Source organism: Paenibacillus pasadenensis (assembly GCF_002864175.1).
Lineage (GTDB): Bacteria > Bacillota > Bacilli > Paenibacillales > Paenibacillaceae > Paenibacillus_O > Paenibacillus_O pasadenensis.
The window spans coordinates 115,615-140,937 of sequence record NZ_NFEZ01000001.1; the positions used below are offsets into that span (position 1 = coordinate 115,615).

Genomic DNA, 25,323 nt, shown 5'->3' on the forward strand with positions numbered 1-25,323 from the left:
TCGGCCGAGCCGCTGCTTCCTTCCGGAAGCGGCGGCTCTTTTGTTTTGGAAGAGAGAGAGAATGCGGCGCTTCGCCCTTGCCCATACTGATAGAGAGATCAGCTAGGCAAGGAAGGAGGACTCCTGCCCATGAACATGAAGAAGACGGCCGCCTGGCTCGGTAAGCTGGCGGCAGGCGCGCTGCTCGTAAGCGTGCTGTCGATCTGGACGACGGGCTATATCGTGACCAGCTACGTGGAGGTGCTGCTGAAGCAGTTCCACATACCGCTGCAGATGCAGCCGCTGTCGATGAGCGGAGTATGGGGAACGCTGTGGGGAGCGGAACGGCCAGAGGCGGGCGTGCCGGCTCTGGCGCCGACCGACGCTTCGGAGCCTTCGCCGCAGCCATCGTCGGCACCGACGCCGACGCTCGAGCCAGAGCCGGCCGCCGAGGCATCCCCTGCGCCCGGAAGCGCCGGCGGGGAAGCTTGGAATCCGGCAGCAGGCGGCGATTCGACGGATCCGCTGGATCCGGCCACGGAGGCCGAATCGACGGATCCGGCATGGCGTCCGGATGCGTCCGGAGCTCCGGAATCAAGCGGGCCGCCATCGTCGGACGGGCAGAGCCGCGAGGACGAGCAAGGAGCGCATCCGGCTGACGGAGGCGGCGGCGCTTCGGAAGGGACCGGCTTGAGCGGCCCGGGCGAAGGCGGGACCGAAGACGCCGATCCCTCGGCGTCCGGCGCGAGCCCGGCGCCCTCTGCGGGAGAGCTGCCTGAGGCCGAGGCTCGTCCTTCCTGGAAAGAGCAGCCGCAAAACATGTAGGCTTCAGGTAATGCTTCGCAATACCGAATCATATATGGCCTGAAACGCCTCCCTCCGGAGGCGTTTTTAGCTTGCTTGGCCTCCGGGCGAAGACCGGCCTCTGGCGAACCAAGGTCCTGAAAAACATTTCCGCATCGGGAAAGCGGCTCGGTGCCCAGTTGCGGCAGGGCCGCTTGTCGCATCCTGTCGTTTAATTCTGATAAAAGTTTAATCCGCACCGGCCGAGAAGCGGTTGAACGGGCAAAACGGGCTATGGTAAAGTTAGAAACGAATTCTTCCTCCGGGGAGGATTCGTCGTTTTTTTGCCGACGGCGTCTGCCGGAAGCGAAAGCATGGGGAACGAAGCCGAAGCAGCGAGCATACGACAGAAGGAGCATACCTTGAAGATGATTGCTTTTAAGCCTAACGAGCACCCCTCGAATCCATCCTTCCCGAACCCGCCTTCGCGGCGGCGCTGGATCCGAATCCTCTTGATCGCCGCAGTCGCGATCGCAGCGTTGGCTGTCGCGGCGACGATCGGAACGAAGCACTATATCAACGCCCATACGTTCAGTTACTATAAGGTGCTGCTCGACGGACAGGCCGTCGGCACCGTCGAAGATCCGGCCCAGGTCGACGAGCTCCTCCGGAGCGAGACGGCCAAGCTCAAGGAGACGTACCCGAATCTGGAGATGAAGCTGCATGCCGGCGCCATTTCGTACGAAGAGGTCCGGGAGTACAAAGGCGCGCCCGAGACGCAGGCGGCGCTGGACAAGCTGGCTTCCTCCTTCACGTCGACCGCGGTCGGCACGGAGGTGGTCGTCGGCGGCAAGGTCATCGGCGTCGTGAAGAACGAGGAGACGGCCCAGGCCGTGCTCAAGCAGCTGCAGGACAAGTACGCTCCGCCGTCCCGCATGAAGAGCGCCCAGCCGCAGGTGACGGCGCTGTCCACCGCGGCCAAGGCGCCGGCGGCTCCGGTGAACCGCATCAGCGGCGTCAAGTTCGCCGAGAAGGTCGAGGTCGGCAGCGCCGAGATCGACCCGTCCGAGGTGCTCGGCCAGGAGCAGCTGCTGCGGCTGCTGAGCGGCGGCACGGAAACCGATGCGAAATACACCGTGCAGGCCGGCGACTGCGTCGGCTGCATCGCGGCCAAGTTCGACATCTCGCCCGAAGTCATTTACAAGAACAACCCGTCGATCCAGGACGACCTCATCAAGGCGGGCGACGTCCTCGACCTGACCGTGCAGAAGCCGGCCATCAACGTCGTGACGACGGAGAGCCAGTCGGAGGTCATCACGACCGAGCCGCAGGTGATCATCCAGAACAAGGCGACGCTGAAAAAAGGCGAGTCCAAGGTCATCCAGGAAGGCCAGGCGGGCTCCAAGCGGCTCACCTACTCCGTCGTCAAGCAGAACGGCTACAAGATGAGCGAGGATCTCGTCAGCATCGACGTCATCGCGAAGTCGGTGCCGAAGATCATCGTGCGCGGCACCAAGGTCGTCGGCGAAGGCAGCGGCACGTTCAGCTATCCGGTATCCGGCGCGCGTATCACCAGCACGTACGGCACCCGCTGGGGCCGGCTGCACAAGGGCATCGACCTGGTCGGCGCGAGCACGATCAAGGCGGCCGACGAGGGCGTCGTGGAATTCGCCGGCACGAAGAGCGGCTACGGCAACGTCGTCATCGTCAACCACCGCAACGGCTACAAGACGCTCTACGGCCATCTCCGCAGCATCTCGGTCCGCGTCGGCGACACGCTCGAGAGGGGCGAGAAGCTCGGCGTCATGGGCAATACGGGACGTTCGACCGGCACGCATCTGCACTTCGAGATCTACAAGAACGGCTCTTTGCAGAATCCATTGAAATACCTCTAATCGGCAATCATCTCTTCCTAATCCGCGAGCGCGGCCTTCCGAGGCCGCGCTTTTTCGCGCGCCTGCCGGCTGTGGTAAACTAGGGAGAAAGAAGCGGCGCTCCGCAGGCAGGGAGCAGGGGCTGCAGCGAGGAAGGGAGCGGACGCGGATGCAGGGCAAGATTCTCGTGGTCGACGACGAGCGGCCGATCGCGGATATACTGAAGTTCAACCTGGAGAAGGAAGGCTATGAGGTCATCTGCGCCTTCGACGGCGGGGAAGCGGTGAGGGCGGCCTTCGAGGAGGAGCCGGATCTGATCCTGCTCGACCTCATGCTGCCGGTCAAGGACGGCATGGACGTCTGCCGCGAGGTGCGGACCCGGCTGCAGACGCCGATCATCATGCTGACGGCCAAGGATACCGAGATCGACAAGGTGCTCGGCCTGGAGCTCGGCGCGGACGACTACGTGACGAAGCCGTTCGGCACGCGGGAGCTGCTGGCGCGCGTGAAGGCGCATCTGCGCCGCACGCAGAAGACGCGGGAGGCGCTGGCCGCCGGCGCGGCGCAAGGCGCGGCCGAGGCGGAGCCGGAGAAGCAGGGGCTGAAGCTGTTCAACCTGTTCATCGATACGGACATGTACGTCGTCTACAAGGACGAGCAGCCGCTCGACCTGACGCATCGCGAGTACGAGCTCGTCTACTACCTGGCCCGCCACAGCGGCAAGGTGATGACCCGCGAGCATCTGCTGCAGGCGGTATGGGGCTTCGAGTACTTCGGCGACGTGCGCACGGTCGACGTGACGATCCGCCGCCTCCGGGAGAAGATCGAGGATGATCCGAGCCGTCCGGAGTACATCCTGACGCGGCGCGGCCTCGGCTATCTGATGCGCAATCCGAAGCAGGGAGGACTGGGCGGCGGATGAAGGGCAGGCGCTGGTTCAGCACGATCCAGGTCAAGCTGATCGCGATCTACATGCTCCTCATCCTGATCTCGATCCAGCTGATCGCGGTCTATTTCGTCAGCACGGTCAAAAGCTCGCTCACCGACACGTTCACGAACAGCCTCAACGACCAGGCGCGCGCGCTCGCGGTGCTCGCCGCGGACAAGCTGTCCGAGGGCTCGCTCGCCGGCGGCGACGCCGAGGAAGGCGCGATCTCGCTGTCCGACTACGTGAACAGCCTGTTCAGCCGCACCGGCGCGGAGCTCCAGGTGCTCGACGCGAGCGGCCGCGTGCTGGCGACCTCGGACGCCTACAGCGCCTACATCGGCAAGAAGAACACGTCGCTCATGGTCAGCCAGGCGCTGCAGGGCATCCCGGACAACGAGCAGGACATCCTCGACGAGGACAACGTGCGCAAGAAGATCATCACCCAGCCGATCCAATCGCCGGACAACCGCGTCATCGGAGCCGTCTACATCGTCGCCGGCATGACCGAGGTCAACGCGACGGTCGACCGGGTCAACCAGATCTTCGTCTCCGGCACGCTGATCGCGCTCGGCCTGACCGGCGTGCTCGGCATCGTGCTCGCGCATACGATCACGAGCCCGATCAAAGGGCTCACCCGCCAGGCGGAGGCGGTCGCCGAGGGACGCTTCGACCAGCAGGTGCCGGTGCTGGCCGACGACGAGATCGGACGGCTGAGCGAGGCGTTCAACGAGATGACGCAGCGGCTGCGCGAGGCGCTGTCGGTCAACGAGGAGGAGAACGAGAAGCTGCAGTCGGTCCTCTCCAACATGAGCGACGGCGTCATCGCCGCCGACGAGCGCGGCACGGTGATGGTCTCCAACCGGCGCGCGCTGGAGCTGCTCGGCGTCGACGAATGCGAGGGCAGCCCGCTGACCGACGTGCTGGAGCTGCCGCAGGAGCGGCTCGAGGCGCTGCGCGCCTCGCGCGGCCTCGCCGCCGTGCTCGTCAAGGAATCGCCGGACGGCGAGGAGCGCTGGGTGATGCGCGTCACGCTCAGCCCGATCCACCGCCGCGACCGGGGCATCACCGGCACGATCGCGCTGCTGCAGGACATTACCGAGCAGGAGAAGCTCGACCAGTCGCGGCGCGAGTTCGTCGCCAACGTCTCGCATGAGCTGCGCACGCCGCTGACGACGATCCGCAGCTACGCGGAGGCGCTCGGCGACGGGGCGCTCGCGGAGCCCCAGCTGGCAGAGCGCTTCGTCGGCGTCATCCGCAACGAGACGGAGCGGATGATCCGCCTCGTCACCGACCTGCTGCATCTGTCGCGGCTCGACTCCCAGCAGTCGACGCTGCGCCGCCGCGACACCGACATCGCCGAGATGCTCGACGAGGTGGCGGACCGGTTCTCGGTGCAGATGCGCAAGAAAGGCATCCGCGCCATCGTCCTGGTCGACCGGCGCGTCGGCAAGGCCGTGCTCGACCGCGACCAGATCGACCAGGTGCTGGACAACCTCATGTCCAACGCGATCAAGTACACGCTCGAGGGCGGCCGCATCGAGCTGTCGGCCCGGCTGGAGGAGAGCGGGGCGCTGGCCGTCAGCGTCAAGGACTCCGGCATCGGCATTCCGAAGCGCGACCTCGCCCGCATCTTCGACCGCTTTTATCGAGTGGACAAGGCCCGCTCGCGCGAGATGGGCGGCACCGGCCTCGGCCTTTCGATTGCCCGGGAAATGATCAAGGCGCATGGCGGCACGATCACGCTGGAATCCGAGCTGGACGTAGGCACGACGGTGACGTTCATCCTGCCGCAGCCGCAGCAGAAGGGGGAGCAGGCGACATGAAGGAACGGCTCAAGACGATCGCGCTCGCATCCCTCGTCGCCCTCAGCCTCGTGCAGAGCTACATGCTCGCCTACAGCACGCCGGGCGCGGCCGTGCGCACCGCGCAGAACTACGTCAGCACCGAGCAGATGGGGCCGGAGGGCAAGACCGAGGAGACGCTGTTCCCCGAGCAGCTCATCCTGCATTTCGGCAACGGCAGCCATACGGTGCTCAATCCCGGCGACCTGCCGTTCTACAACCTCATCATGAGCAAGCTCAAGGGGCGGGAGTTCCGCGGCTTCCAGCGGATGGCCGATACGGTCGTGCGCTGGAGCGAGATCCGCGACAACAACCTCGGCCTCGAGCTGCGGCTCGGCAGCGGCCTGCCGGTGACGCTGCTGTCGCGGATGCTGCAGCTCGACAGCGGCGACGAAAGCTTCCTCGGCGACACGGTCGACCGCATCTGGATCTTCCGCAGCAGCAGCACCGAGGAGGTGCGCACCTTCTTCTTCAGCGCGGCTGGAGGCGTCGTCTACGAGGCGACCCAGGCCGACCTGACCGTGCGTGACGTCGAGGACGATGTCGGCCTCGGCGAATACTGGACGCCGTACGAGCCGGACGCCTACGGCCTGTACGTGCCCCGGCAGCCGGTCGAGGCGGCGCAGGCGCGGACCGGCTACCAGTCGTATTCGGCCGATCTTTTGCAGCGCAACCTGTTCTTCGATCCCGGCACGACGCGCATGATCAAGGACCGGGACGGCTCCCAGGTATACACGGACGGGAAAAGGGCGCTCCAGGTCGAGCAGAACGGCCAGTGGATCAGCTACACCGACCCGGCCGCTCCGCTGAACGGCAGCGGGCAGGCGCGCAGCAATCCGGCCGGCAGCATGAGCAGCGCGATGCAGTTCGTCAATCAGCATGGCGGCTGGGACGGCCTTCATCAGCTCGTCTCGCTCGGCGGAGCGGACGCCGCCTCGGGAGCGGCATCCGGGCCGGGGGGCCCGTCCGGGCAAGGAGCGGCAGAGGAGCAGCATGCGCTGCTGTTCCGGCAATATTTCCGCTTCGGCGAAAATCGCGTGCTGCCGGTCGTCCCTTCGGCGGACTTCCGCTTCGGCTTCATCCGGCTGACGGTGCAGCAGGGCTCGGTCACGACCTACGAGCGCTCGCTCATCACGCTCGGCCCGTCGCCGGCCCAGAAGTCGGCGCGCTGGCTGCCGGGCGGGCAGCGCCTCGACCAGGCGCTCGCGGCATACTCCCGCCGCTCCGAGATCGAGGCGCTGTACCCGGCGGTCAAGGCGGAGCCGGCCGAGGACGGCCAGCTGCGCTTCCTGCCGGTCTGGGCGGTGCGCCTTGCGGACGGCACGGAGGAAGCGCTGGCGGGGCCGCTCGAGGAGGGCTTCGACGGCTCTGCCGTGCCTCGGGAGAACCTGTCGGCGCTCGGCACGGACAGCGGCGAGGCCGGCGCGACGCCTTCCCCGACGCCGCCGCAAGGCGTCGGAGCTTCGCGCGAAGAGGAAGGAGGAACGGCCCGTGGATTGGGGTAGAGCGAAGAGCGTATTGATCCTGGCGTTCCTGCTCCTCAACCTGCTGCTCGGCTACCAGCTGTGGGGGGACGTGCGGGAGCGCGTGCAGCCGAGCAGCAACTCGGCCGAGCTGTCGCCGGAGACGCTGGCGGCGCTGAAGGCGAAGCGCGTCGCGTTCTCGGGCGTCATCCCGAAGGAGACGCCGGAGCTGCATGACCTGACGTACCGCTATGTCGGACGGGCAGGAATGCCGTCGGCTGACGCGGATCCGGAGGACGGAGGGTCAGCCGCGGCCGGCGGCGGTGCGGCAAGCGGCGCCGGAAGGAACGACAGCGGGAATGCGGACGAGCCGGAAGATGCCGGCGCGGAGCCGGATGGAGCCGGAGAAGGCATCACGCCGCTGGAGACGCCGGTGGACAGCCGCGTCGTCTTCCAGCGGGAGGAGCGGCTCAAGGCGCTGGGCGGCGTCATTCCGGAGCTGGACCGGTACGAGCTGGACACGCTGGGGCTCGACGACCGCAAGTTCGTGCTGTACCGGATGGAGGACGGCCGGCCCATGTTCAACGTGCGTCTGGAGCTGTACTACAGCGACCAGCGCATCACCGGCTACCGCCAGGACCGGATCGAGATGCTGCCGGCCGACGAGGGCATGCGGCCGCAGCCGGTGCTGCCGGCTTCGCGCGCGATCCGGTCGGAGGTCGTCGAGAAGTACATGCCGGACGGTGCCGCGATCAAGGAGATTCGCCTCGGCTACAAGGAAGGCCAGCGGTTCGATTCGGAGACGCAGGTGTCGACGCCGTCCTGGCGCATCCTGATGGAGGACGGCAGCTCGATCTATCTGCAGGCCTCCAGCGGAGAAGTGCTGATCGACAAGCCGGAGCCTTCGCCTGCGGGAGAGTAGGGGAACCTGGGACGCGTGCGAGGTTCGCTGCGGAGACGGAACTTGTGACGCGATGCGGCGAGGCCCGCTGCGGAGACGGAACCTGAGACGCGATGCGCGAGGCTCGCTGCGGAGACGGAACGTGTGACGCGTGCGCGAGGCCCGCTGCAGTGACGGAACCTCTTTCCGATTCCGCTGAAGCCCAGATTCCCTGATCTCCTTTTCCGAAACGGAAGGAATCCGGCCTTCAAGGGAACCGCTGGCGCTTCTCCAAGAGGTTTCCGTCCCCTCCGCTCCTGCTCCAGCATCACCCGAGGCGAGCTCAGGAAACTATCGCGGATTCTACGCGATCTTGAGCAATCGGGGCGGCCGTTGCCGCCTGGCCTGACGAAGAGGGGGCGCTTACGCGCGGAAAACCCGCGCATAGCCAGCTCGAACGGCGGCAACGGACTGCTTACGCACGGAAAATCCGTGCGTAGCTGCCCCAAGCCTCGGGAAGGAGCCGCTTACGCGTGGGAATTCCGTGCGAAGCAGGCTTAAAAGGCGAAAAAAGGCCGCTTACACGCGGAAAAACCGCGCGTAGATGGAACGAAGACAATTCCGATGGCAGTTTGAGTCGAAGGGTTTACTGGTCGACGAGCCCGATAGAAACCAGCATGCCGGGAAGGCGGACAAGAGATGAAGGGGTCCAGACTACCGTCACGGGGCGTGCCGAAAGGCGGTTTCGGCAGCTGCCTGGAATGAAAAGAAGCCGTCCCGAGGTCCGCGCAACGGACCTCGGGACGGCTCCTTTTTTCTAGCGAAATTTCCAGATGACTGTGGAGACGCCGGACGGACAATGGTACAATGAGTCTTTAAGGGCTTGGATTGGCCTTGCAGGCCATGGAAGGGAAGGCAAGGATAATGGAATTCAGATTTACCGTGCTGGCCAGCGGCTCGACCGGCAACGCGACGGTCGTGCAGAGCGGGGACAAGACGGTGCTCGTCGATGCCGGGCACAGCCTCAAGAAGCTCGAAGAGCTGATGGGCAGCCAGGGCATCGCCGGCCATGACATCGACGCCGTGCTCATCACGCATGAGCATTCCGATCATATCAAGGGCCTTAACGCCCTCGCTCGCAAATACGAGCTGCCGGTATACGCCAACGAGGCGACTTGGGCCGCTCTCGAGCGCCATGCCTCCCACGTGCCGCCCGAGCGGCGGGTCGTGATGGGGACGGGCGAGGAGGTGCAGTTCGGGAGCATGACGGTGCGCTCCTATCCGATCTCGCATGACGCGGCGGAGCCGGTCGGCTACACGTTCACGGACGACGACTACAAGCTGAGCCTCGCGACGGACCTCGGCTACGTCAGCGATCTGGTGCGGCGCAGCATCATCGACTCCGACGTGCTCGTGCTGGAGTCCAACCACGACCCCGAGATGCTGCGCATGGGCCGCTATCCGTGGAACATCAAGCGCCGCATCCTGAGCGACATCGGCCATCTGTCCAACGAGGCGGCCGGCGAAGCGCTGTGCGAGCTGATGACCGACCGCACGCGGCGGGTGTATCTCGCCCATCTGAGCCTCAACCACAACCTGATGGATCTGGCGAGGCTGACGGTGAACGGCGTGCTCGAGGACCGCGGACATTTCTTCCGCAAGGACGAGCATCCGCTGCGGGACACGCATCCGTACGAGCCTACTCCATGGGATCGAATAAAGCGGAAAGCGCTCTGAGCGGCTCGCTGTCGCCGGCCTCGAGCTGAGCGGACTTGCGCTCGAGCTCCTCGCGGGTGAGGATGCCCTTGTCGACGAGCAGCTCCAGCATGGCGCTGAGCGCCAGCAGCGTCCGGTACTGCGTATCGCTCAGATCTCCGAGCTTGCCCATGACCGCGACCTGGTCCCAGGCGCTTGGGGCGGCGTCCGGAGTGGTAATGAGCTTTATATCCATCGGCTTTCTTCCTTTCCCGGTATCGGCTGGTGGAGCTGCAGACAGAGCGCTGGATAGAGGATATATCGGCGCCATGCTGCAACAATTGAGCTCCCTCTCCCGTCAAGAAGGGGAGGATAGGCTTGCTCTATTATTATTCTAGACGCATCTTCCGAAATCATTCCAAGAAGAGAAAAAACATCCTGTAGTCGAACCAGAAGCAGCCACGTATGCTTAGAAAATAGAGCAATCGAACGCGTGCGCAAACCACGGGAGGAGCGGGTATCATGGGTTTGTTCGAGGATGAGTTCTATTCGACAAAGATCTCCCGGCGCGCCAGCAAGACCAGCCGCAAGCAGAAGATGTCCGGCTTCCCGCTACGCAGCCGCAAGGACTGGGGAGCCGGCAGGCTCGCCCTCCTGTCCGGGGCTTCGGGAGCCGCGATCGTGCTCGTGCTGGCGCTCGCATTGGGCGGCGGCAGCCCGGAGGCCGCGGTCGAGACGGCGGGAACGCCGGCGGCGAGCGGCCTCGTCGCTCCCGGCGACGCGATCCAGCAGACCGTCGCCGCCTCGTCCAAGGTGCGGCCGGCGGTCGTGAGCGTCGTCAACGAGCAGGCGGCTTTCCTGCCGCAAGAGCAGGAAGGAGCCGAGGACGGCGCCGAAGCGCCGCAGGATTCCGCCGACCTGCAGCCGGCGAGCGTCGGCAGCGGCGTCATTTTCGCCAAGAAGGACGGCAAGGCGTACCTGATCACCAACAATCACGTCATCGAAGGCGCGGCCGGGCTCAAGGTCGTCCTGATCGACGGCGAGACGCGCCCGGCGAAGCTGGTCGGAGGCGACTACATCACCGATCTGGCCGTGCTGGAGATCGACGGCGAGGGCATCGAGACGATCGCCGAGATGGGCGACTCCGCCAAGCTGCAGTCCGGCGAGATGGTCATGGCGATCGGCAATCCGCTCGGCCTCGGCGATTCCCTGTCCATGGGCATCGTCAGCAAGACGAAGCAGATCATTCCGGTGTCGCTCAGCCAGGACGGCAACTACGACTGGGAGCAGGAGGTCATCCAGACCGACGCCTCGATCAACCAGGGCAACAGCGGCGGGCCGCTGATCGACATGCAGGGCCGGGTCATCGGCATCAACAGCATGAAGATCTCCGACATCGGCGTCGAAGGCGTCGGATTCGCGATTCCGGTCAACAACGCCATGCCGATCGTCGACCAGCTGATGAAGACCGGCGCCGTGCCTCGTCCTTATCTGGGCGTGTACACGCTCGATCTGGCCTCCTACTACGCCCAGCAAGGGCTGGGCGGCGGAGTGCCGGACGCGGAGGACGGCGATGCCGCGGCGGAGTCGCCTTCGTCCGGCGGGCCGAAGCTGCCGGGCGAGGTGACCGCGGGCGTCATCGTGCTGGAGGCGGTCGGACCGGCGAGCGAGGCCGGCCTGCAGTTCAACGACGTCATCACGAAGCTCGACGACCAGTCGATCGGCAGCACGATGGAGCTGCGCAAGTACCTGTACGGCAAGAAGCGCATCGGCGACAAGATCAAGGTGACGTTCTACCGCGACGGCAAGCCGGATGCGGTGACGTTCAAGCTGCAGGACAAGAGCGAAGAGGAAGAATAGGCGCGGAAGCGGGACGCCGGCGGCATGCCGGCCCCGCTTTTGTGGTATAATGGCGGTAATCGACATCATTTCAGGAATCAGAATAGGGGTAGGTCATCGAATGTATTGCGTGTGCAAGGGACATATTGAGCTGGCATTGGACAAGTTCGTGGATGAGTACGAGGATGCGCCGGACATGGTGAATCTGAACGAGACGCACTTCGCGAACTGGGACCCGCCGGTAAAATGTGACTTGTGCGAGGAGAAGGCGGAATTCCTCATCGTATGAGCCCAGCAAACGTTTCGAGCGCAAAAGTCTTTCCCGAAGGGGAAAGGCTTTTTTTGCGCTTGCAGCCGCAGGCGCCCCGTTCGGAGGCCGGCCTGTGGACAGCTCGCGGCGTATCCACCGAGGGCTGTGGATACGCCGAATCGCGCAGCTGCGGAGAGCTTATCCACATGTGGATGAAAAAAATCCGGCGAGGCTGTCGATCGGCCCGCTTCTTGTTCGACATATAGATAGAGGCAACCATTCCGCATGAAGGAGAATGATCATGAACATCGCCATCTCGAAGGACGGAACCCGCATCGCATATGAAAAAACAGGAAGAGGCCCGGCTGTCGTGCTCGTCACGGGAGCGTTCAGCTACCGGAACTTCCCCGACCAGGTCGAGCTGGCCCGCCTGCTGTCCGACCGCTACACCGTCTACTACTACGACCGCCGGGGTAGAGGAGACAGCGGGGATGCGGCCGTCTACGCTCCGCAGCGCGAGGTCGAGGATCTGGAGGCCGTGCTGGCGGCAGCCGGGGAGCCGGCCCGCGTATGGGCGCTGTCCTCGGGAGCGATGATCGCCCTGCGGGCGGCCGGAGGCGGGGCGAGCATCGAGAAGCTTGCGCTCCACGAGCCTCCCTTCGTCGTCGGGGAGCAGGACCGGCGGCCGCCGGCGGACTTCGTGGAGCGGACGCGGAGGATTGCCGCCGCTGGCGATCGGGCCGAGTCGGTGCGTTACTTCATGACCGAGGGACTGGGCGCTCCGGCGTTCATCGTGAAGATGATGCGGATGATGCCCGGCGTATGGAAAAGGCTGCTCGCGGTCGCGCATACGCTGCCCTACGACGCGGAGCTCATGTCCGGCTATATGGACGGCAAGCCGCTCCGGGCGGCCGACTGGGAAGCCGTGAAGACGGAGACGCTCGTGCTCGCCGGCACGGAAAGCCCGGCCGGCCTTCGACGGGGAGCGGAAGCGATCGCGGCCGCGCTTCCATCGGCGGCGCTATGCAGCGCCAAAGGGCTCGGCCATACGAAAAAGCTCCAGCCGGAACGGATCGCAGCCGAGCTGAAAGCCTTTTTCGGCTGAAACGGCATGGAACTCACGGCAAGCGGAAGGGATGGGAAGGACATTCTCGAAAAAAGAAAAGACGCGATGTCGATTCCTCCGCGCTGTGATCGACGTGGTCGTAGAGAGAGAGCCGAAGCTCTCCCATTCAAAGGAGGATGAACGATGAGATTCATGATGATCGTCAAAGGAACGGCCGATTCCGAAGCCGGCGTGCTGCCGGCCACGGAGCTGATCGAAGCGATGCAGCGCTACAACGAGGAGCTGGCGCGCGCGGGCGTGCTGCTCGCAGCGGACGGCTTGCAGGCAAGCGCGAACGGCATCCGCATCAGCTACCCGAATCCCGGCGGCAAGCCGAAGGTCGTGGACGGGCCGTTCACCGAAACGAAGGAGATCATCGCCGGCTACACGCTGATCGAGGTCAAGTCGCGCGAGGAAGCGATCCAGTGGGCGATGCGCATGCCGGATCCGCATGGCGGCGGACAGGGACAGATCGAGCTGCGGCAGGTGTTCGAGCCGGAGGAGCTGACGCCGGATGCCGAGTGGCAGGAGCGGGAAAGCGAGCTGCGGCGGCAAGTCGAGTCGCAGCGCCGAGGATGAGCGAGGCCGGCGTCCGCCAGACGATCGCGGCGGTGTGGAGCATGGAGGCGCCCAAGCTGATCGCCGTGCTCACCCGCCTCACGCGGGATGTCGGCATCGCCGAGGATCTGGCGCAGGACGCGCTCGTCGCGGCGCTGGAAAAATGGCCGCAGACCGGCATTCCGGACAACCCGGGCGCATGGCTCATGACGACGGCGCGGCGGCGCGGCATCGACCTCATCCGCCGCAGCCAGCTGCGGGAGCGCAAGTACGAGCAGCTGGCGGGCCATACGCCGCTCTATGCGGAGGATGAGCCGGATCTCGGCGAGGGCGTCGGCGACGATCTGCTGCGGCTGATCTTCCTGACCTGCCATCCCGTGCTCGCTCAGGAATCCCGCGTCGCGCTGACGCTGCGGCTGCTATGCGGCCTGACGACGGAGCAGATCGCCCGCTCCTACCTCGCCGCCGAGCCCGCGATCGCCCAGCGGATCGTGCGCGCCAAGCGCACGCTGGCGGCGAAGCAGGTCGCGTTCGAGCTGCCGGAGGGGCGGCAGCTGCAGGAGCGGCTGTCCGCCGTGCTCGAGGCGCTGTACCTGATGTTCAACGAAGGGTACGCGGCGACGTCCGGCGACGACCTGCTGCGGCCGCTGCTTTGCCGGGAGGCGCTGCGGCTGAGCCGCGTGCTCGCGGAGCTCATGCCCGGCGAGCCCGAAGTCCACGGACTCGCCGCTCTGCTCGAGCTCCAGTCGTCGCGGCTCCGCCAGCGGGTCGCGCCGGACGGACGGCTCGTCCGGCTGCGCGACCAGAATCGCGCCCGCTGGGACCGGCTGCATATGCGGCGCGGACTGGCAGCGCTGGAGCGGGGCCGCTCGCTCGGCCGGCGCTATGGGCCGTATCTGCTGCAGGCGGCCATCGCCGCCTGCCATGCCGAGGCTCCGTCCGAGGCGGAGACGGACTGGGTGCGCATTTCGGCGCTGTACGAGGCGCTGATGCAGGGCCAGCCGTCTCCGGTCGTCGAGCTGAACCGCGCGGTCGCCGTGGCGATGGCGTTCGGGCCGGCGATCGGCCTGGCGATCGCCGACGAGCTGGAGCGGCGCGGCGAGCTTGCCGGCTATCATCTGCTGCCGAGCGTGCGCGGCGAGCTGCTGCAGCGCCTCGGGCGGCCCGCAGAGGCTCGCGCCGAGTTCGAGCGCGCGGCCGGGCTCGCCCGCAACGCCCGCGAGCGCGACCTGCTGCTGGAGCAGGCGGCGAGCTGCGAGGCAATTTAATCTATGAATCCGAGGAGAGATGAACCGATGAATCCCGAAGTGACCGAGTTTCTTGAAGCGTTGAAAGAGCCCTGGCAAGCGGAGCATTCCGCCGAGCTGCGCCGCCTCGTGCACGATGCGATTCCGGGCGTGCAGGAGCGCATCCAGTACAAGAAGCCGCATTTCCTGAAGAATGGAAAGTATGCGGCCGTCATCTCGACGTCGAAGGACGCCGTGAGCTTCACGATCTTCAATGCGGACGGCCTCGAGCTGCCCGAAGGGCGCTTCGAAGGGCCGCCGGAGCGCAAGACGATCAAGCTGCGCAAGGGCGACGCCGTGGAGACGCAGCTGCTGGCGCCGCTGCTCGCGCAGGCGAGCGCCGGACTGGCCTGATCGGAGAGCCTGCGGCGGTTCTTCCTGCGAACCGAAGCGCTTCGGTTATTCCCGCAAAAAAAAGGCTGCGCCCGACATCCGCACATGCGGACCGGGCGCAGCCTTTTTGGCGCCGATGCTTATTCTTCTTCCTCCGTCACGGTGAGCTCCACCGTATTGGAGCGCGCCGATGCCCGCTCGGAGCTGCCCGACTCGCTGACGAAGGCATAGCGCACGGAGGCGAAGTTGGCGATGAGGCCCGCCTGCAGGGAGGCGGGGACGCGCGCCTGGAACGACAGCTCCACGGCCGCTCCGGGAGCGAGGTCGCCTAGAGCCGCGCCTTCGAGCGACTGGCGCGGCGCCGTCGCGCCGCCGATGGCGAGGCTGCCCGGCACGAGCTGGAGGCCGGACTGCAGCCGGTCGAACAGGGCGAGGCCCGACAGCGGCCGGTCGCTGACGTTGCGCGCCTCGATGCGGAACCGCACGACATCGCCGGGATAGGTCGTCTGCCGATCGGCGCTCTTGCGCACCTGCAGCAGCGACGGCAGCACGAGCACCGCCGCTTCGGCCGACTGCGGATCGGTCTGCGGCGAGTCCGCGCGCACCGTGTTGACGATCGTGGAACCGGGCGCCGCCGTCTCGGGAATCGTATACGGCACGGAGACGGTGCCGCCGGCGCCGATGAGCGAGGCCGGCGAGCCGCTGGAGAAGACGGACACGATCGTATCGATGCCGAGCAGCGGATCCGTGACGCGTAGCGGGCTCAGCGGCACGTTGCCGACGTTGCGCAGCCGGATCTGGAAGGCGATCGTCTGGCCGGGGCGTCCTTGCGCCGGAATGGCGGCCTTGGCGAGCTGCATCCTCGGCAGCGAGCGCACCGCGACGGTGGCCGTGTCCTGGATCGGAGACGTCTGGTCGCTGATGGCGGTCGTGCGGTTGACGATGAGGGAGCCGCCCGGCGCGGTGCGAGGGACGCGGTAATCGGCGAACAGCACGACGCTGCGGCCGGCCGGAATTTCCGTGATGAGCTGGGAGAAGCCGATCATCTGGTCGACGAGCCGGACGTTCGTGACCGGCGCGTTGGAGGCGTTGCGCACGACGATCGAGTAGCGGACCGTCTCGCCCGGAAGCGCGGAGGCCGGCGCGACCGATTTGTCGAGCGTCAGGCTGAAGCCGGCGCGGACGGCGAGCGATACGCTCGAGAAGACCGGCGCCGTCTGGTCGGAGGCGGCGGAGGCCGTATTGTCGATGACCGAGCCGGCAGCGGCATCCTCCGGAATGGCGTACGGCTGGCGGAACGACTCCGCCGCACCGGGCTCCAGCGCCTCCAGCCGGGCTTCCAGCCCGATGCGCGAGTCGGTCAGCACGACGTTCGTCAGCGTCGTGTTGCCCGTATTGAGCACGGTCGCGGAGTAGACGACCGTCTCCCCGGGGAATGCCGCCGGCGTGCCGGGAGGCACGATGCGCGCCGCCGGCACGGAGATGGACTCGCCGGGCTCGAGCGCCGGCACGCGCAGCTGCACGCCGGCCTCCTCATCCGCGATAAGCACGTTGCCGACGCGGACCGGGCCGGCATTGGTCACGACGATCGTATAGGCGATCGCCTCCAGCGGAGCCGCCTCCGTGCGGTCGGCCGACTTGACGATCGTCAGCGCGGACGCCGGCGCGATGGCGACCCGCGCCGAAGCCTCGACCGGGGCGGTCTGGTCGGAGGCGGCGGCCGCGGTGTTGACCAGCACCGTCTGCGGCGGCGCGTCGGCCGGCACGACGAACGTCGCGGTCAGGCTGATCTCGCCGCCCGGGGCAAGCGTCGGCACGATGCTGTCGAGCCCGGTCAGCGGATCCGTGACGCGCACGTTCGTCAGGAGGACGTTGCCGATGTTCAGCAGCGTGAACGTGTAGAGGATCTCGTCGCCCGGCAGCGCGCTCGGCACGCTCGCCGCCTTCTGCAAGGCGAGCGCCGGCAGGGGGCCGACCGTCACGGTGGCATCGTCGCTCTGCAGCGGCGTCTGGTCCGAGATGGCCGTCGCCACGTTGGCGATGACGGTGCCCTCCGGCGTGAACGGCGGCACGGTCAGCTCCCCGCCGAAGACGGCCTGCTCGCCCGGCACGAGCCGGTTGATCGACTCCGAGATCGAGAGCAGCGCGTCCTGGACGGAGACGGCGGTCAGATCGGCTCCGCCCGTGTTGGTCACGACGATGCGGTACTGGATCGTTTCGCCGGGCAGCGCGACGGTGCGGTCGGCGAGCTTTTCCAGCTCCAGCCGGAAGAACGGCAGCACGAGCACCTCGGCCGTATCCTCCTGAAGCCCGGTCTGATTGGACACGGCGGATACGGTATTGATGAGCAGCGTGCCGGGCGGCACGGCGAGCGGCACCGTCACGGCCCGGATGAACGAGGCTTCCTGGCCGGGAGGCAGCGAGAGGATCGTCTCGTTCAGGCTCAGCTGCACGTCCGTGACGCGCACGTTCGTCAGCGGCACGTCGCCGACGTTGACGACGCGGATCGTGTAGGTGACGGTATTGCCCTGGATCACCTCGGCGCGGTCGGCGGTCTTGGACAGCGCCAGCGCCGGGACGGCGATCACCTTCAGCGTCGCGCTCGCCTCGTTGCTGCGCACCTCGCCCTCCGGTCCCGAGGAGACCGCGGCGGCCCGGTTGGTCAGCACGCCGCCGGGCGGCACGACGTCCGGCGTATACGGCTGCTCGTAGCGCACCGACTCGCCGGGCAGGATCTGGTCGAACGTCAGCACGAGCCCGAGCACGGGATCGTTCAGCGTGACGTTCGTCAGCCGGACGCTGCCCGTATTGGTCAGCTCGAACTCGAAGACGGCCGTCTCCCCGAGACGCACGGCATCCGGCGAGACGCTTTTGACGAGCCTGAGGCTCTCCGGTCCGGCCAGCACGAGCACGACGGCGGTATCCTGCACGGGCGCCGTCTGGCCGCTCGTCGCCGTCGCGACGTTGGTGATGCGGCCGTCCACGATGAACGGAGGACCGGCCGTGACCGGCACGCTCACCTCCCGCGTCTCCCCGATCGCCAGCGAGAACGGGCCGACCGGCACCGGCAGCAGGGAGTCGGAGAGGCGCACGTCCGTCAGCGGCACGTTGCCGCCATTGGCCAGCTCGATCGTGTAGATCACCTCGCTCCCCTCGACGACAGACGGACGGTCGGCGCGCTTGGAGAGAAGCAGCACGGGCACGGGCAGGATCTCCACCGACGCTTCGGACTCGGCCGACGCCTCTTCGCTGACGGCCGTCGCGACGTTGTCGAGCGGGCCGGCCGGAGTGCCCGCCTGGACGACATAGGGAATGGAGAAGAACAGGCTCTCGCCCGGATTGAGCTGATCGACGCGCTCCTCGAAGCCGAGCAGCAGGTCGGAGACGACCAGATTGCGGAGCACGGTGTTGCCGGTGTTGATGACCTCGATCGTGTACGGAATCAGATCGCCGGGACGGGCTTGAGCCACGCCGCCGCTGCTCTTGACGAGCTCGACGCGCGGCTCGAGCCGCCGCTGGTCCAGCACTTCCCGATAGGTTTCATAATTGGTGTCGATGTAGAACGGCTCGACCGGCTCGTAGCCTTCCGGCGCCCGCGTCTCCTCGACGAAGTAGACTCCCGGCTGCAGGACGACGACCGCCTGGCCGTTCGCGTCGGTGACGACGTCGAGGACGTCCGGTCCGGAGAAGCGGAACTCGGCTCCGGCGAGGGGAGCTCCCGTCTCGGCGTCGAGCTTGCGCAGGAAGAACTCGACGATGCGGCGGAAGTTCAAGATCTCGATGAACTGGATCTCGCCGGGCTTGAGGATGGCGAACCGGTACGGATAATAGACTGGCTCATAGCCGGGAGGCGGGATGATCTCGACGATCTCGTATTCCCCGAGAGGCAGGTCGCCGAGGAAGAGGCGGCCGTTGAAGTCGGTGATGCCCGAGAAGTCGAACGGCACGCTCAGTCCCCTCACCCGGATGAACGCTCCCTGCAGCGGGTTGCCGAATTCGTCCCGCTTGAACAGCTCGACGGCTCCGGTCGCGTTGAAGTTCTCCAGGATGGCGATGCCCTCCGGAGCGGGTCCGACCGGCACCCGGCCGAACTCGAACTGCGCGTTGCTGTCCAGCGCCGCCGCTTCGTTGAAGCCCTGCAGCGTCGCGTACACCTCGCCGAAGGACGAGGCGACGATGTCCTGGGGCACCGAGGCGCCGCCAAAAAAGACCGATCCGACGATCGTGCCGGAGTCGGGATCGATGCCGTACACCGTGCCTTCCGCTCCGGTCGCATACACCCGCGAGCCGTAGGGCTGCGTCGCCAGGTTGTTCACGGGCTCCGGGACGGGGATCGTGGCGACGATCGTATTGGACAGCGCGTCGATGACGCGGATGCCCTCGGCGCTGCCCGCGTAGACGCGGCCGCTGGAGAAGTCGACGGCGACGGCGCTGCCCCCGGCCGGATCGCCGCAGCTGGCTGTCCGGCGTGATGTCGATGCCGAGCGGGGCCGTGCCGACCGGAGCGTTGTAGAACGGGAACAAGCCGTCGGCCTCGATGAAGGCGACCGCGTTTTCTCCTTCCAGCGTCACGAAGACTCGGCGGATATTCTCGCTGGCGGCGACATAACGCGGCGTCTGTCCGACGGGAAAGCGGGCGATTTCCGTTCGGGCGAACACCGAGACGACCGACACGTCGTTGCCTTGCGAGTTGGCGATGAACAAGACCGTAGACTCCGGTCCGGGCATGGGCGCCACCTGCCTTTGCAAAAGGTAGTCATCCGTTCAGTCTATGGCGTCGACAACGCCCGCATGCTACTCAAGCTTGATGCCGAATTTGGGATTCTCGTCCCAATCGCTTGGCGCGGATCATGACCCAAGCTGCTGGAGGCGGGAGAAAATCGCATGGAATTACTTCGTAATTCAAAGTGTTACCTAGGAAAAGGGAGAATAAAGGAGGAAGGGTGAGAATGGGGAAGAAAGGGTCGGCGTGCATGCGGGGCGCTCCGTCCAGGAAGGGCTGATGCGGCGTGGGCCAGCCGGCACGCCGCATGACCCATGCGCTTTTGTCCAAGCGTCATCCAGACGTTGCTTCTGCAGCCGATGGTGACGATAATGCATCTCGATCAGCTGAAACCATTCCAGCGCATTCAAGCCGCCTAATCGCGGATGAACGACCGTCTTGTGCACGCGCTGGAAAGCCGCATCCCTTTGCGGATCGAACGCCGCCGCTACCGCCGGCTCGATCTCGGCCATCCGGCTGAGCGTTTGGCGCAGCCCGTCCAGGAGCTGCTCCTTGCCGGCCGGCTGCGGCGGCGTGTAGGCGGGAGATGGAGGGACTTGGATTCGGTCCGGGGGAAAGCTTCCCTCCTGGAACAGCGCCTCCCCCTGCTTCGTCTTGCCCGCAGGACAATCTGCCGGATCGCCATCCGGCGCGAGGCAGAGCGCTGCATTCGCCAGCTGCATCTGCTGCGCGGAGCCGATCAGATGCATGTACATCTGGCCGAGCGACCACTCGTCTGCCGACGGCTTCCATAGCAGCCGCTCCAAGCTGAGGCCTTCCAGCTCCTGCTTGTACCGGTTCACCGTGTCTTCGAATCTGCGCAGCGTTTCCTTTGTATCCATTGCCGAACCACTCCTTGTCCTGAGATGGCTTCAGCGTAACGCAAGGCTCCTGACACAAGGATGTCAGTACCTTTTTCGCATCGCTTCGATTTCCGCCCGGATGCGCTCCCGCAGCGACTCCGGTTCCAGCACGCTCACCGCGGCCCCCCAGCCGAGCGTCCACGGAAGCAGATCCTCGATCCGCCTGACGCGGAACGTCGCCAGCCAGCCTTCCTCCATCGGCTCGAACGATTCCATATAGTAGTTGTCCGATCCCTCCACGAGATCCGCGACAGCCGGGTCGACCCGCATCCGTACGATCAGGTCCCGGTCGTCCGCAGGCCGTCGATTCCGCAGGTCGAAGCCGGGGAGGACGTCATACGATTGTTCCAGCACGTCAAGCTCCTTCATGCGGGACAGCCGAAAATGGCGCAGGTTCCGCCTCAACCCGCAGAATGCGACAAGCATCCAGGCCCCCTGCGAAAAAACGAGCCCGTAAGGATCGGCCGTGCGCTCGCTGTGACGAGTTTCGTCCGGCTCGGCCAGGCTTTTGGAGTAGCGGAAACGAACCTTGCGTTTCTGCAGGATGGCCCGGCGCAGCTGCTCGAACGCGGCTTTCTCCGCCACGCGCATGCACGCCGTCCGATCGTTCATCAGCCGGATCACGGACCGCAGCCGGGCCGTCTCCCCGCGCACGCTCTCCGGCAAGATGGCCTCGATCTTCTCCTGCGAGCTGCGGGCGCTGGAGCCGTATCCGGAATCCAGCAGCAGCTCGACAAAATCGGCCCCCACGAGCAGAGCCATCGCTTCTTCGGGCGTGAAGCTGACCGGGGGGAGGAAATAGCCCTCCATGAGGGAATAGCCGACACCTGTCGCTCCGGCCACCGGCACGCCCATTTCGCTGAGCGCCTGCATGTCGCGGTAAATCGTGCGGACGCTCGTCTCGAACCGGCCGGCCAGATCCTCGGCCCGCAAGATCCCTTTGCGCTGCAGCTCGATGACGATGGCCAGCATTCGCTCCGTCTTGTTCATTGCCGTTCCCTTCCTTTGTTCGGTCGTGTTGCCAAAAAGCCCCTGCGCCGAATGAACGGGGCAGGGGCTTTGCGGTTGATGAAAAAGGCTTACGCTTTGCCGGAAGAACCGAACTCGCGCATCTTGCCTTGAACCGTCGCCTTGATGGCGTCGCGGCCCGGGGCGAGGAATTTGCGCGGATCGTAGACTTCGAGGTCCTTCGTCACGATCTCGCGGACTTTTTTGGTGAACTCGATCTGGTTCTCGGTGTTGACGTTGATCTTCGCCGTGCCGAGGCCGATGGAGCGCTTGATGTGGTCGGTCGGGATGCCCGTGCCGCCGTGCAGGACGAGCGGCAGCTTGATCGTCTGGCAGATCTCTTCCATTTCTTTGAAGCCGAGGTTCGGCTCGCCTTTGTACGGGCCGTGCACGGAGCCGAGCGCCGGAGCCAGGCAGTCGATGCCGGTGCGCTGCACGAGCTCGAAGCATTCCTTCGGATCGGCGTAGATGACGCCGTCCGCTACGACGTCGTCTTCTTGGCCGCCGACGGTGCCGAGCTCGGCTTCGACGGACACGCCTTTGCTATGCGCGTACTCGACCACTTGCTTGGTCGTCGCCACGTTCTCTTCGAACGGATGGTGCGAGGCGTCGATCATGACGGACGTGAAGCCCGCGTCGATCGCGGCTTTGCACTTCTCGAAGCTGGAGCCGTGGTCGAGGTGGATCGCTACCGGTACGGTGATCTTCATCTCTTCGATCAGCGCGGAGACGATGTTCGTTACGACCTTGAAGCCGCCCATGTAGCGGGCAGCGCCTTCGGAGACGCCCAGGATGACCGGGGACTTCTCTTCTTCGGCAGCCGCGAGGATCGCTTGCGTCCACTCCAGGTTGTTGATGTTGAACTGGCCGACCGCGTAGTGCTCCTCGAGCGCTTTGTTGAGCATGTCCTTCATGGAAACGAGTGCCATTGTAACTCCTCCTAAATGTCTGGTGTCTACAGCTGGTTTCTCCTCATGCGGGCATGAGAATGGCAAAGTAGGGCCTCGGCCCGTGCTTGTCTTCCGTTATTTTAACATAAATAAGGGGCTTTGAACCTGCAATTTCAGACAGGATCCGCGTGCATTTCGTTACGAAAAGAAGGCATTCGGCTTAAAATTCCGCTAAAGCGGGGCAATTATGCGCCATATGGCACAAGTTCCCGCCGCCAGGCGGATTCGCTTGCGCCGTCCGGCAACGGGTATACTGGAGGAAAACGTTGGCTAGGCCAAGGAGGTCCATCGAACCTATGAGCGAAAAGAAGGCAAGCGCCGCATCGTCCGGCTGGAACCTGGAAAGCAGCTATGCCCGGCTGCCCGAGACGCTGTTCACCCGCCAGAATCCGATTCCGGTCCGCGCGCCTGCGCTGGCCGTGCTGAATCGGCCGCTGGCAGCCGAGATGGGGCTGGACCCGGAAGCGCTGGCAGGCGCGGACGGAGCGGAGACGTTTGCCGGCAACCGGCTGCCCGATGGCGCCGAGCCGCTGGCGCAGGCATACGCGGGGCATCAGTTCGGCTATTTCAACCGGCTCGGCGACGGACGCGCGGTCCTGCTCGGCGAGCAGCGGACGCCGTCCGGAGAGCTGCGCGACATCCAGCTCAAGGGCTCCGGCCGCACGCCGTACTCGCGCGGGGGCGATGGACGCGCCGCGCTCGGCCCGATGCTGCGCGAATACATCATCAGCGAGGCGATGCACGGCCTCGGCATCCCGACGACGCGCAGCCTTGCGGTCGTGACGACCGGCGAGCGGATCGTGCGCGAGACGCTGGAGACCGGCGCGATCCTGACCCGCGTCGCGGCGAGCCATCTGCGCGTCGGCACGTTCCAGTTCGCCGCCCAGTGGGGCTCGGAGGACGAGCTGCGGCAGCTCGCCGACTACGCGCTGCGCCGCCACGATCCGCAAGGCTGGAGCGAGGCGGAGGCGGCGGGAGCGGACGGCTCCGGCCGCGCGCTGCGGCTGCTGCAGGGAACCGTCCTCCGCCAGGCGTCGCTGCTCGCGTCGTGGCAGCTCGTCGGCTTCGTGCACGGCGTCATGAACACCGACAACATGACGATCAGCGGCGAGACGATCGACTACGGCCCCTGCGCGTTCCTGGACCGGTTCGATCCGGCGACCGTGTTCAGCTCGATCGACTCGCAAGGGCGTTATGCCTACGGCAACCAGCCGTACATCGCCGCCTGGAACCTCGCGCGCCTCGCGGAGTCGCTGCTGCCGCTGCTGCATGAAGATCAGGAGCAGGCGCTGGAGCTGGCGGAGGGCGCGCTCGCCGCGTTCGAAGGCGCTTATCATGGGCGCTGGCTGGAGGGCATGCGAGGCAAGCTCGGCCTGCTCGGCGAGGAAGAGGGCGACGAGGAGCTCGTGTCCGGCTTGCTGCGGCTGATGCAGGAGCAGGGCGCGGACTATACGAACGCGTTCCGCGCCTTGACGCTCGGGCAGACGGCGGAGGCGGGCTTGTGCGGCGAGGCGTATGAGGACTGGCTCCGAAGCTGGAGCGGGCGCCGCGCCCGGCATGGCGAAGCCGCCGCATCGGAGTCGCTGATGCGGCGCAGCAATCCGAGCGTCATCCCGCGCAACCATCGCGTCGAGGAGGCGCTGGCGGCGGCCGAGACGGGCGATTTCGGCGTCATGGAGCGGCTGCTGGCGGCTCTGGCCGATCCATACGCCTATTCTGCGGAGCAGGAGGAGTATGCGGCGCCCGCCCCGGAGGGCGGCCTTCCTTACCGGACGTTCTGCGGGACGTAAGGGGGGCCCCGGGCCCGAAAGCCAGGAATCAAGGCACAGATCTGCCTTGGACGGGCAGCCCCGGGTCCGTGAGCCAGAACCAAGGCACATATGTGCCTTGGACAGGCGGCTCATCGGCGGATGAGCCGCTCTTTTTTCGGCCATCTTACTCCTATATTCCAGACAAGGGAGACGATGAACGATGAGCTTCAGCCGCATCACCGTCGCGGGCAGCGGCGTGCTGGGCAGCCAGATCGCGTTCCAGGCCGCGTTCAAGCGGTTCGACGTGACCGTGTACGACATCAGCGACGAGGCGCTGGCCAAGGCGAAGGAGCGCATCGAGGCGCTGAAGCCGCGCTACATGGCGGATCTTGGCGCTTCGCAGCAGGAGGTGGACGACGCCTGCGGACGCATGGCGTTCCAGAGCGACCTGGCCAAGGCGGTGGAGCACGCCGATCTCGTCATCGAGGCGGTGCCGGAAGTCGTCGACATCAAGACGGACTTCTACCGCCGGCTCGGGGCGGTCGCGCCGCTGCACACCGTGTTCGCGACCAACTCCTCGACGCTGCTGCCGAGCCAGTTCGCCGAAGCGACAGGGCGGCCGGAGAAGTTTCTGGCGCTGCATTTCGCCAACGAGATCTGGAAAAACAACACCGCCGAGATCATGGGCCATCCCGGCACGGACGAGGGTGTGTTCGGGGCGGTCGTCGGCTTCGCCAAGAAGATCGGCATGATCGCGCTGCCGCTGCGCAAGGAGCAGCCCGGCTACATCCTCAACTCGCTGCTCGTGCCGCTGCTCGACGCCGCCCAGCTGCTGCTCGTCAAGGAGGTCGCCGACGCCGAGACGATCGACAAGACGTGGATGGCGGCGACCGGAGCGCCGCTCGGCCCGTTCGCCATCCTCGACGTCGTCGGCATCAACACCGCCTACAACATCGGCCTCGCCAAGGCGAAGGCGACCGGCGACCCGCTCTACCAGGCCGTCGCGGACAAGCTCAAGCGCGACTATATCGACCAGAACCGGCTCGGCCGGGAGACTGGAGAAGGCTTCTACCGCTACCCGGACCCGAGCTTCGCTCGCCCGGACTTCCTGAGCGCGGATTCCGACTGATGCTGAAGCCGTTCCTTCTCCGAGGAACATGCCGGAACCGCTTTGC

General features: G+C 65.9%; 20 protein-coding genes. 15 read left to right on the forward strand and 5 right to left on the reverse strand.

Going from position 1 to position 25,323, the window contains the following annotated elements:
* Window positions 1-129: 129 nt before the first annotated feature.
* From B8V81_RS00600 to B8V81_RS00630, 7 genes are all read left to right on the forward strand, one after another.
* Window positions 130-804, forward strand: a complete 675-nt coding sequence (locus B8V81_RS00600) for a hypothetical protein (RefSeq protein WP_101807385.1) — start codon at window positions 130-132, stop codon at window positions 802-804.
* A 470-nt stretch (window positions 805-1,274) separates the two neighbouring features.
* Window positions 1,275-2,657, forward strand: coding sequence for a M23 family metallopeptidase (locus tag B8V81_RS00605; protein WP_180968341.1), 1,383 nt, complete (start codon window positions 1,275-1,277; stop codon window positions 2,655-2,657).
* Window positions 2,658-2,805: 148 nt separating this feature from the next.
* Window positions 2,806-3,558: a response regulator YycF gene (yycF, locus tag B8V81_RS00610; RefSeq protein ID WP_101807387.1), complete on the forward strand. Its 753-nt coding sequence runs from the start codon at window positions 2,806-2,808 to the stop codon at window positions 3,556-3,558.
* Window positions 3,555-5,387 (forward strand): cell wall metabolism sensor histidine kinase WalK, encoded by a 1,833-nt coding sequence (gene walK, locus B8V81_RS00615; protein ID WP_101807388.1) that lies wholly within the window; start codon window positions 3,555-3,557, stop codon window positions 5,385-5,387. Before yycF ends, walK begins: the two co-directional genes overlap by 4 nt.
* Window positions 5,384-6,910 (forward strand): YycH family regulatory protein, encoded by a 1,527-nt coding sequence (locus B8V81_RS00620; RefSeq protein ID WP_101807389.1) that lies wholly within the window; start codon window positions 5,384-5,386, stop codon window positions 6,908-6,910. The genes walK and B8V81_RS00620 overlap by 4 nt, the downstream gene beginning before the upstream one ends.
* Window positions 6,897-7,790, forward strand: a complete 894-nt coding sequence (gene yycI / locus B8V81_RS00625) for a two-component system regulatory protein YycI (protein WP_146000425.1) — start codon at window positions 6,897-6,899, stop codon at window positions 7,788-7,790. Before B8V81_RS00620 ends, yycI begins: the two co-directional genes overlap by 14 nt.
* Before the next feature lie 882 nt (window positions 7,791-8,672).
* Complete coding sequence (locus B8V81_RS00630; RefSeq protein WP_101807391.1) at window positions 8,673-9,485, forward strand: MBL fold metallo-hydrolase; 813 nt, start codon at window positions 8,673-8,675, stop codon at window positions 9,483-9,485.
* Here B8V81_RS00630 and B8V81_RS00635 read toward each other — a convergent pair.
* Window positions 9,448-9,699: a hypothetical protein gene (locus B8V81_RS00635; RefSeq protein WP_101807392.1), complete on the reverse strand. Its 252-nt coding sequence runs from the start codon at window positions 9,697-9,699 to the stop codon at window positions 9,448-9,450. The two genes, B8V81_RS00630 and B8V81_RS00635, sit on opposite strands and share 38 nt — an antisense overlap.
* 266 nt (window positions 9,700-9,965) lie before the next feature.
* Between B8V81_RS00635 and B8V81_RS00640 the strand changes: the two genes are divergently transcribed.
* The 6 genes from B8V81_RS00640 to B8V81_RS00665 all read left to right on the forward strand — a co-directional run bounded on the left by B8V81_RS00640 (window position 9,966) and on the right by B8V81_RS00665 (window position 14,835).
* Window positions 9,966-11,303, forward strand: coding sequence for a S1C family serine protease (locus B8V81_RS00640; protein ID WP_101807393.1), 1,338 nt, complete (start codon window positions 9,966-9,968; stop codon window positions 11,301-11,303).
* A gap of 100 nt (window positions 11,304-11,403) precedes the next feature.
* Complete coding sequence (locus B8V81_RS00645) at window positions 11,404-11,571, forward strand: CxxH/CxxC protein (RefSeq protein ID WP_101807394.1); 168 nt, start codon at window positions 11,404-11,406, stop codon at window positions 11,569-11,571.
* Window positions 11,572-11,833: 262 nt separating this feature from the next.
* Entirely contained in the window at window positions 11,834-12,637 is an 804-nt protein-coding gene (locus tag B8V81_RS00650) for an alpha/beta fold hydrolase (RefSeq protein ID WP_101807680.1), read from the forward strand.
* 144 nt (window positions 12,638-12,781) lie between these two features.
* A complete protein-coding gene (locus B8V81_RS00655) occupies window positions 12,782-13,216 on the forward strand; it encodes a YciI family protein (RefSeq protein WP_101807395.1) in 435 nt (144 codons plus the stop codon).
* The gene (locus B8V81_RS00660) at window positions 13,213-14,463 is read left to right on the forward strand and encodes an RNA polymerase sigma factor (protein WP_101807396.1); all 1,251 of its coding nucleotides are present in this window, start codon (window positions 13,213-13,215) and stop codon (window positions 14,461-14,463) included. The genes B8V81_RS00655 and B8V81_RS00660 overlap by 4 nt, the downstream gene beginning before the upstream one ends.
* Window positions 14,464-14,490: 27 nt before the next feature.
* On the forward strand, window positions 14,491-14,835 hold the full coding sequence (locus tag B8V81_RS00665) for a DUF1801 domain-containing protein (protein ID WP_101807397.1): 345 nt from the start codon (window positions 14,491-14,493) through the stop codon (window positions 14,833-14,835).
* Between the two features lie 119 nt (window positions 14,836-14,954).
* On the opposite strand, the gene B8V81_RS00670 is transcribed toward B8V81_RS00665, so the two are convergent.
* From B8V81_RS00670 to B8V81_RS00685, 4 genes are all read right to left on the reverse strand, one after another.
* Window positions 14,955-19,130, reverse strand: a complete 4,176-nt coding sequence (locus B8V81_RS00670) for a DUF7507 domain-containing protein (RefSeq protein WP_101807398.1) — start codon at window positions 19,128-19,130, stop codon at window positions 14,955-14,957.
* Window positions 19,131-19,728: 598 nt separating this feature from the next.
* Entirely contained in the window at window positions 19,729-20,418 is a 690-nt protein-coding gene (locus B8V81_RS00675; RefSeq protein ID WP_101807399.1) for a DinB family protein, read from the reverse strand.
* A 63-nt stretch (window positions 20,419-20,481) separates the two neighbouring features.
* Window positions 20,482-21,429 carry a helix-turn-helix transcriptional regulator gene (locus tag B8V81_RS00680; protein WP_101807400.1) on the reverse strand — a complete coding sequence of 316 codons (948 nt, stop codon included), beginning with the start codon at window positions 21,427-21,429 and terminating at the stop codon, window positions 20,482-20,484.
* Window positions 21,430-21,518: 89 nt separating this feature from the next.
* Window positions 21,519-22,376 carry a class II fructose-bisphosphate aldolase gene (locus B8V81_RS00685; RefSeq protein WP_101807401.1) on the reverse strand — a complete coding sequence of 286 codons (858 nt, stop codon included), beginning with the start codon at window positions 22,374-22,376 and terminating at the stop codon, window positions 21,519-21,521.
* Between the two features lie 317 nt (window positions 22,377-22,693).
* Between B8V81_RS00685 and B8V81_RS00690 the strand changes: the two genes are divergently transcribed.
* Both B8V81_RS00690 and B8V81_RS00695 read left to right on the forward strand, forming a co-directional pair.
* A complete protein-coding gene (locus tag B8V81_RS00690; RefSeq protein WP_101807402.1) occupies window positions 22,694-24,187 on the forward strand; it encodes a protein adenylyltransferase SelO in 1,494 nt (497 codons plus the stop codon).
* Window positions 24,188-24,368: 181 nt separating this feature from the next.
* Complete coding sequence (locus B8V81_RS00695; protein WP_101807403.1) at window positions 24,369-25,277, forward strand: 3-hydroxyacyl-CoA dehydrogenase; 909 nt, start codon at window positions 24,369-24,371, stop codon at window positions 25,275-25,277.
* The last annotated feature ends 46 nt before the right edge of the window (window positions 25,278-25,323 follow it).

Bases quoted from the DNA above. Each gene is read 5' to 3' on its own strand.
- B8V81_RS00630 (WP_101807391.1), top strand. From the start codon at position 8,673: ATGGAATTCAGATTTACCGTGCTGGCCAGCGGCTCGACCGGCAACGCG.
- B8V81_RS00660 (WP_101807396.1), top strand. From the start codon at position 13,213: ATGAGCGAGGCCGGCGTCCGCCAGACGATCGCGGCGGTGTGGAGCATG.
- B8V81_RS00635 (WP_101807392.1), bottom strand. From the start codon at position 9,699: ATGGATATAAAGCTCATTACCACTCCGGACGCCGCCCCAAGCGCCTGG.
- B8V81_RS00600 (WP_101807385.1), top strand. From the start codon at position 130: ATGAACATGAAGAAGACGGCCGCCTGGCTCGGTAAGCTGGCGGCAGGC.
- B8V81_RS00685 (WP_101807401.1), bottom strand. From the start codon at position 22,376: ATGGCACTCGTTTCCATGAAGGACATGCTCAACAAAGCGCTCGAGGAG.
- B8V81_RS00690 (WP_101807402.1), top strand. From the start codon at position 22,694: ATGAGCGAAAAGAAGGCAAGCGCCGCATCGTCCGGCTGGAACCTGGAA.
- B8V81_RS00650 (WP_101807680.1), top strand. From the start codon at position 11,834: ATGAACATCGCCATCTCGAAGGACGGAACCCGCATCGCATATGAAAAA.
- B8V81_RS00675 (WP_101807399.1), bottom strand. From the start codon at position 20,418: ATGGATACAAAGGAAACGCTGCGCAGATTCGAAGACACGGTGAACCGG.
- B8V81_RS00695 (WP_101807403.1), top strand. From the start codon at position 24,369: ATGAGCTTCAGCCGCATCACCGTCGCGGGCAGCGGCGTGCTGGGCAGC.
- yycF (WP_101807387.1), top strand. From the start codon at position 2,806: ATGCAGGGCAAGATTCTCGTGGTCGACGACGAGCGGCCGATCGCGGAT.
- B8V81_RS00645 (WP_101807394.1), top strand. From the start codon at position 11,404: ATGTATTGCGTGTGCAAGGGACATATTGAGCTGGCATTGGACAAGTTC.
- B8V81_RS00665 (WP_101807397.1), top strand. From the start codon at position 14,491: ATGAATCCCGAAGTGACCGAGTTTCTTGAAGCGTTGAAAGAGCCCTGG.
- walK (WP_101807388.1), top strand. From the start codon at position 3,555: ATGAAGGGCAGGCGCTGGTTCAGCACGATCCAGGTCAAGCTGATCGCG.
- B8V81_RS00620 (WP_101807389.1), top strand. From the start codon at position 5,384: ATGAAGGAACGGCTCAAGACGATCGCGCTCGCATCCCTCGTCGCCCTC.
- B8V81_RS00655 (WP_101807395.1), top strand. From the start codon at position 12,782: ATGAGATTCATGATGATCGTCAAAGGAACGGCCGATTCCGAAGCCGGC.
- B8V81_RS00640 (WP_101807393.1), top strand. From the start codon at position 9,966: ATGGGTTTGTTCGAGGATGAGTTCTATTCGACAAAGATCTCCCGGCGC.
- B8V81_RS00680 (WP_101807400.1), bottom strand. From the start codon at position 21,429: ATGAACAAGACGGAGCGAATGCTGGCCATCGTCATCGAGCTGCAGCGC.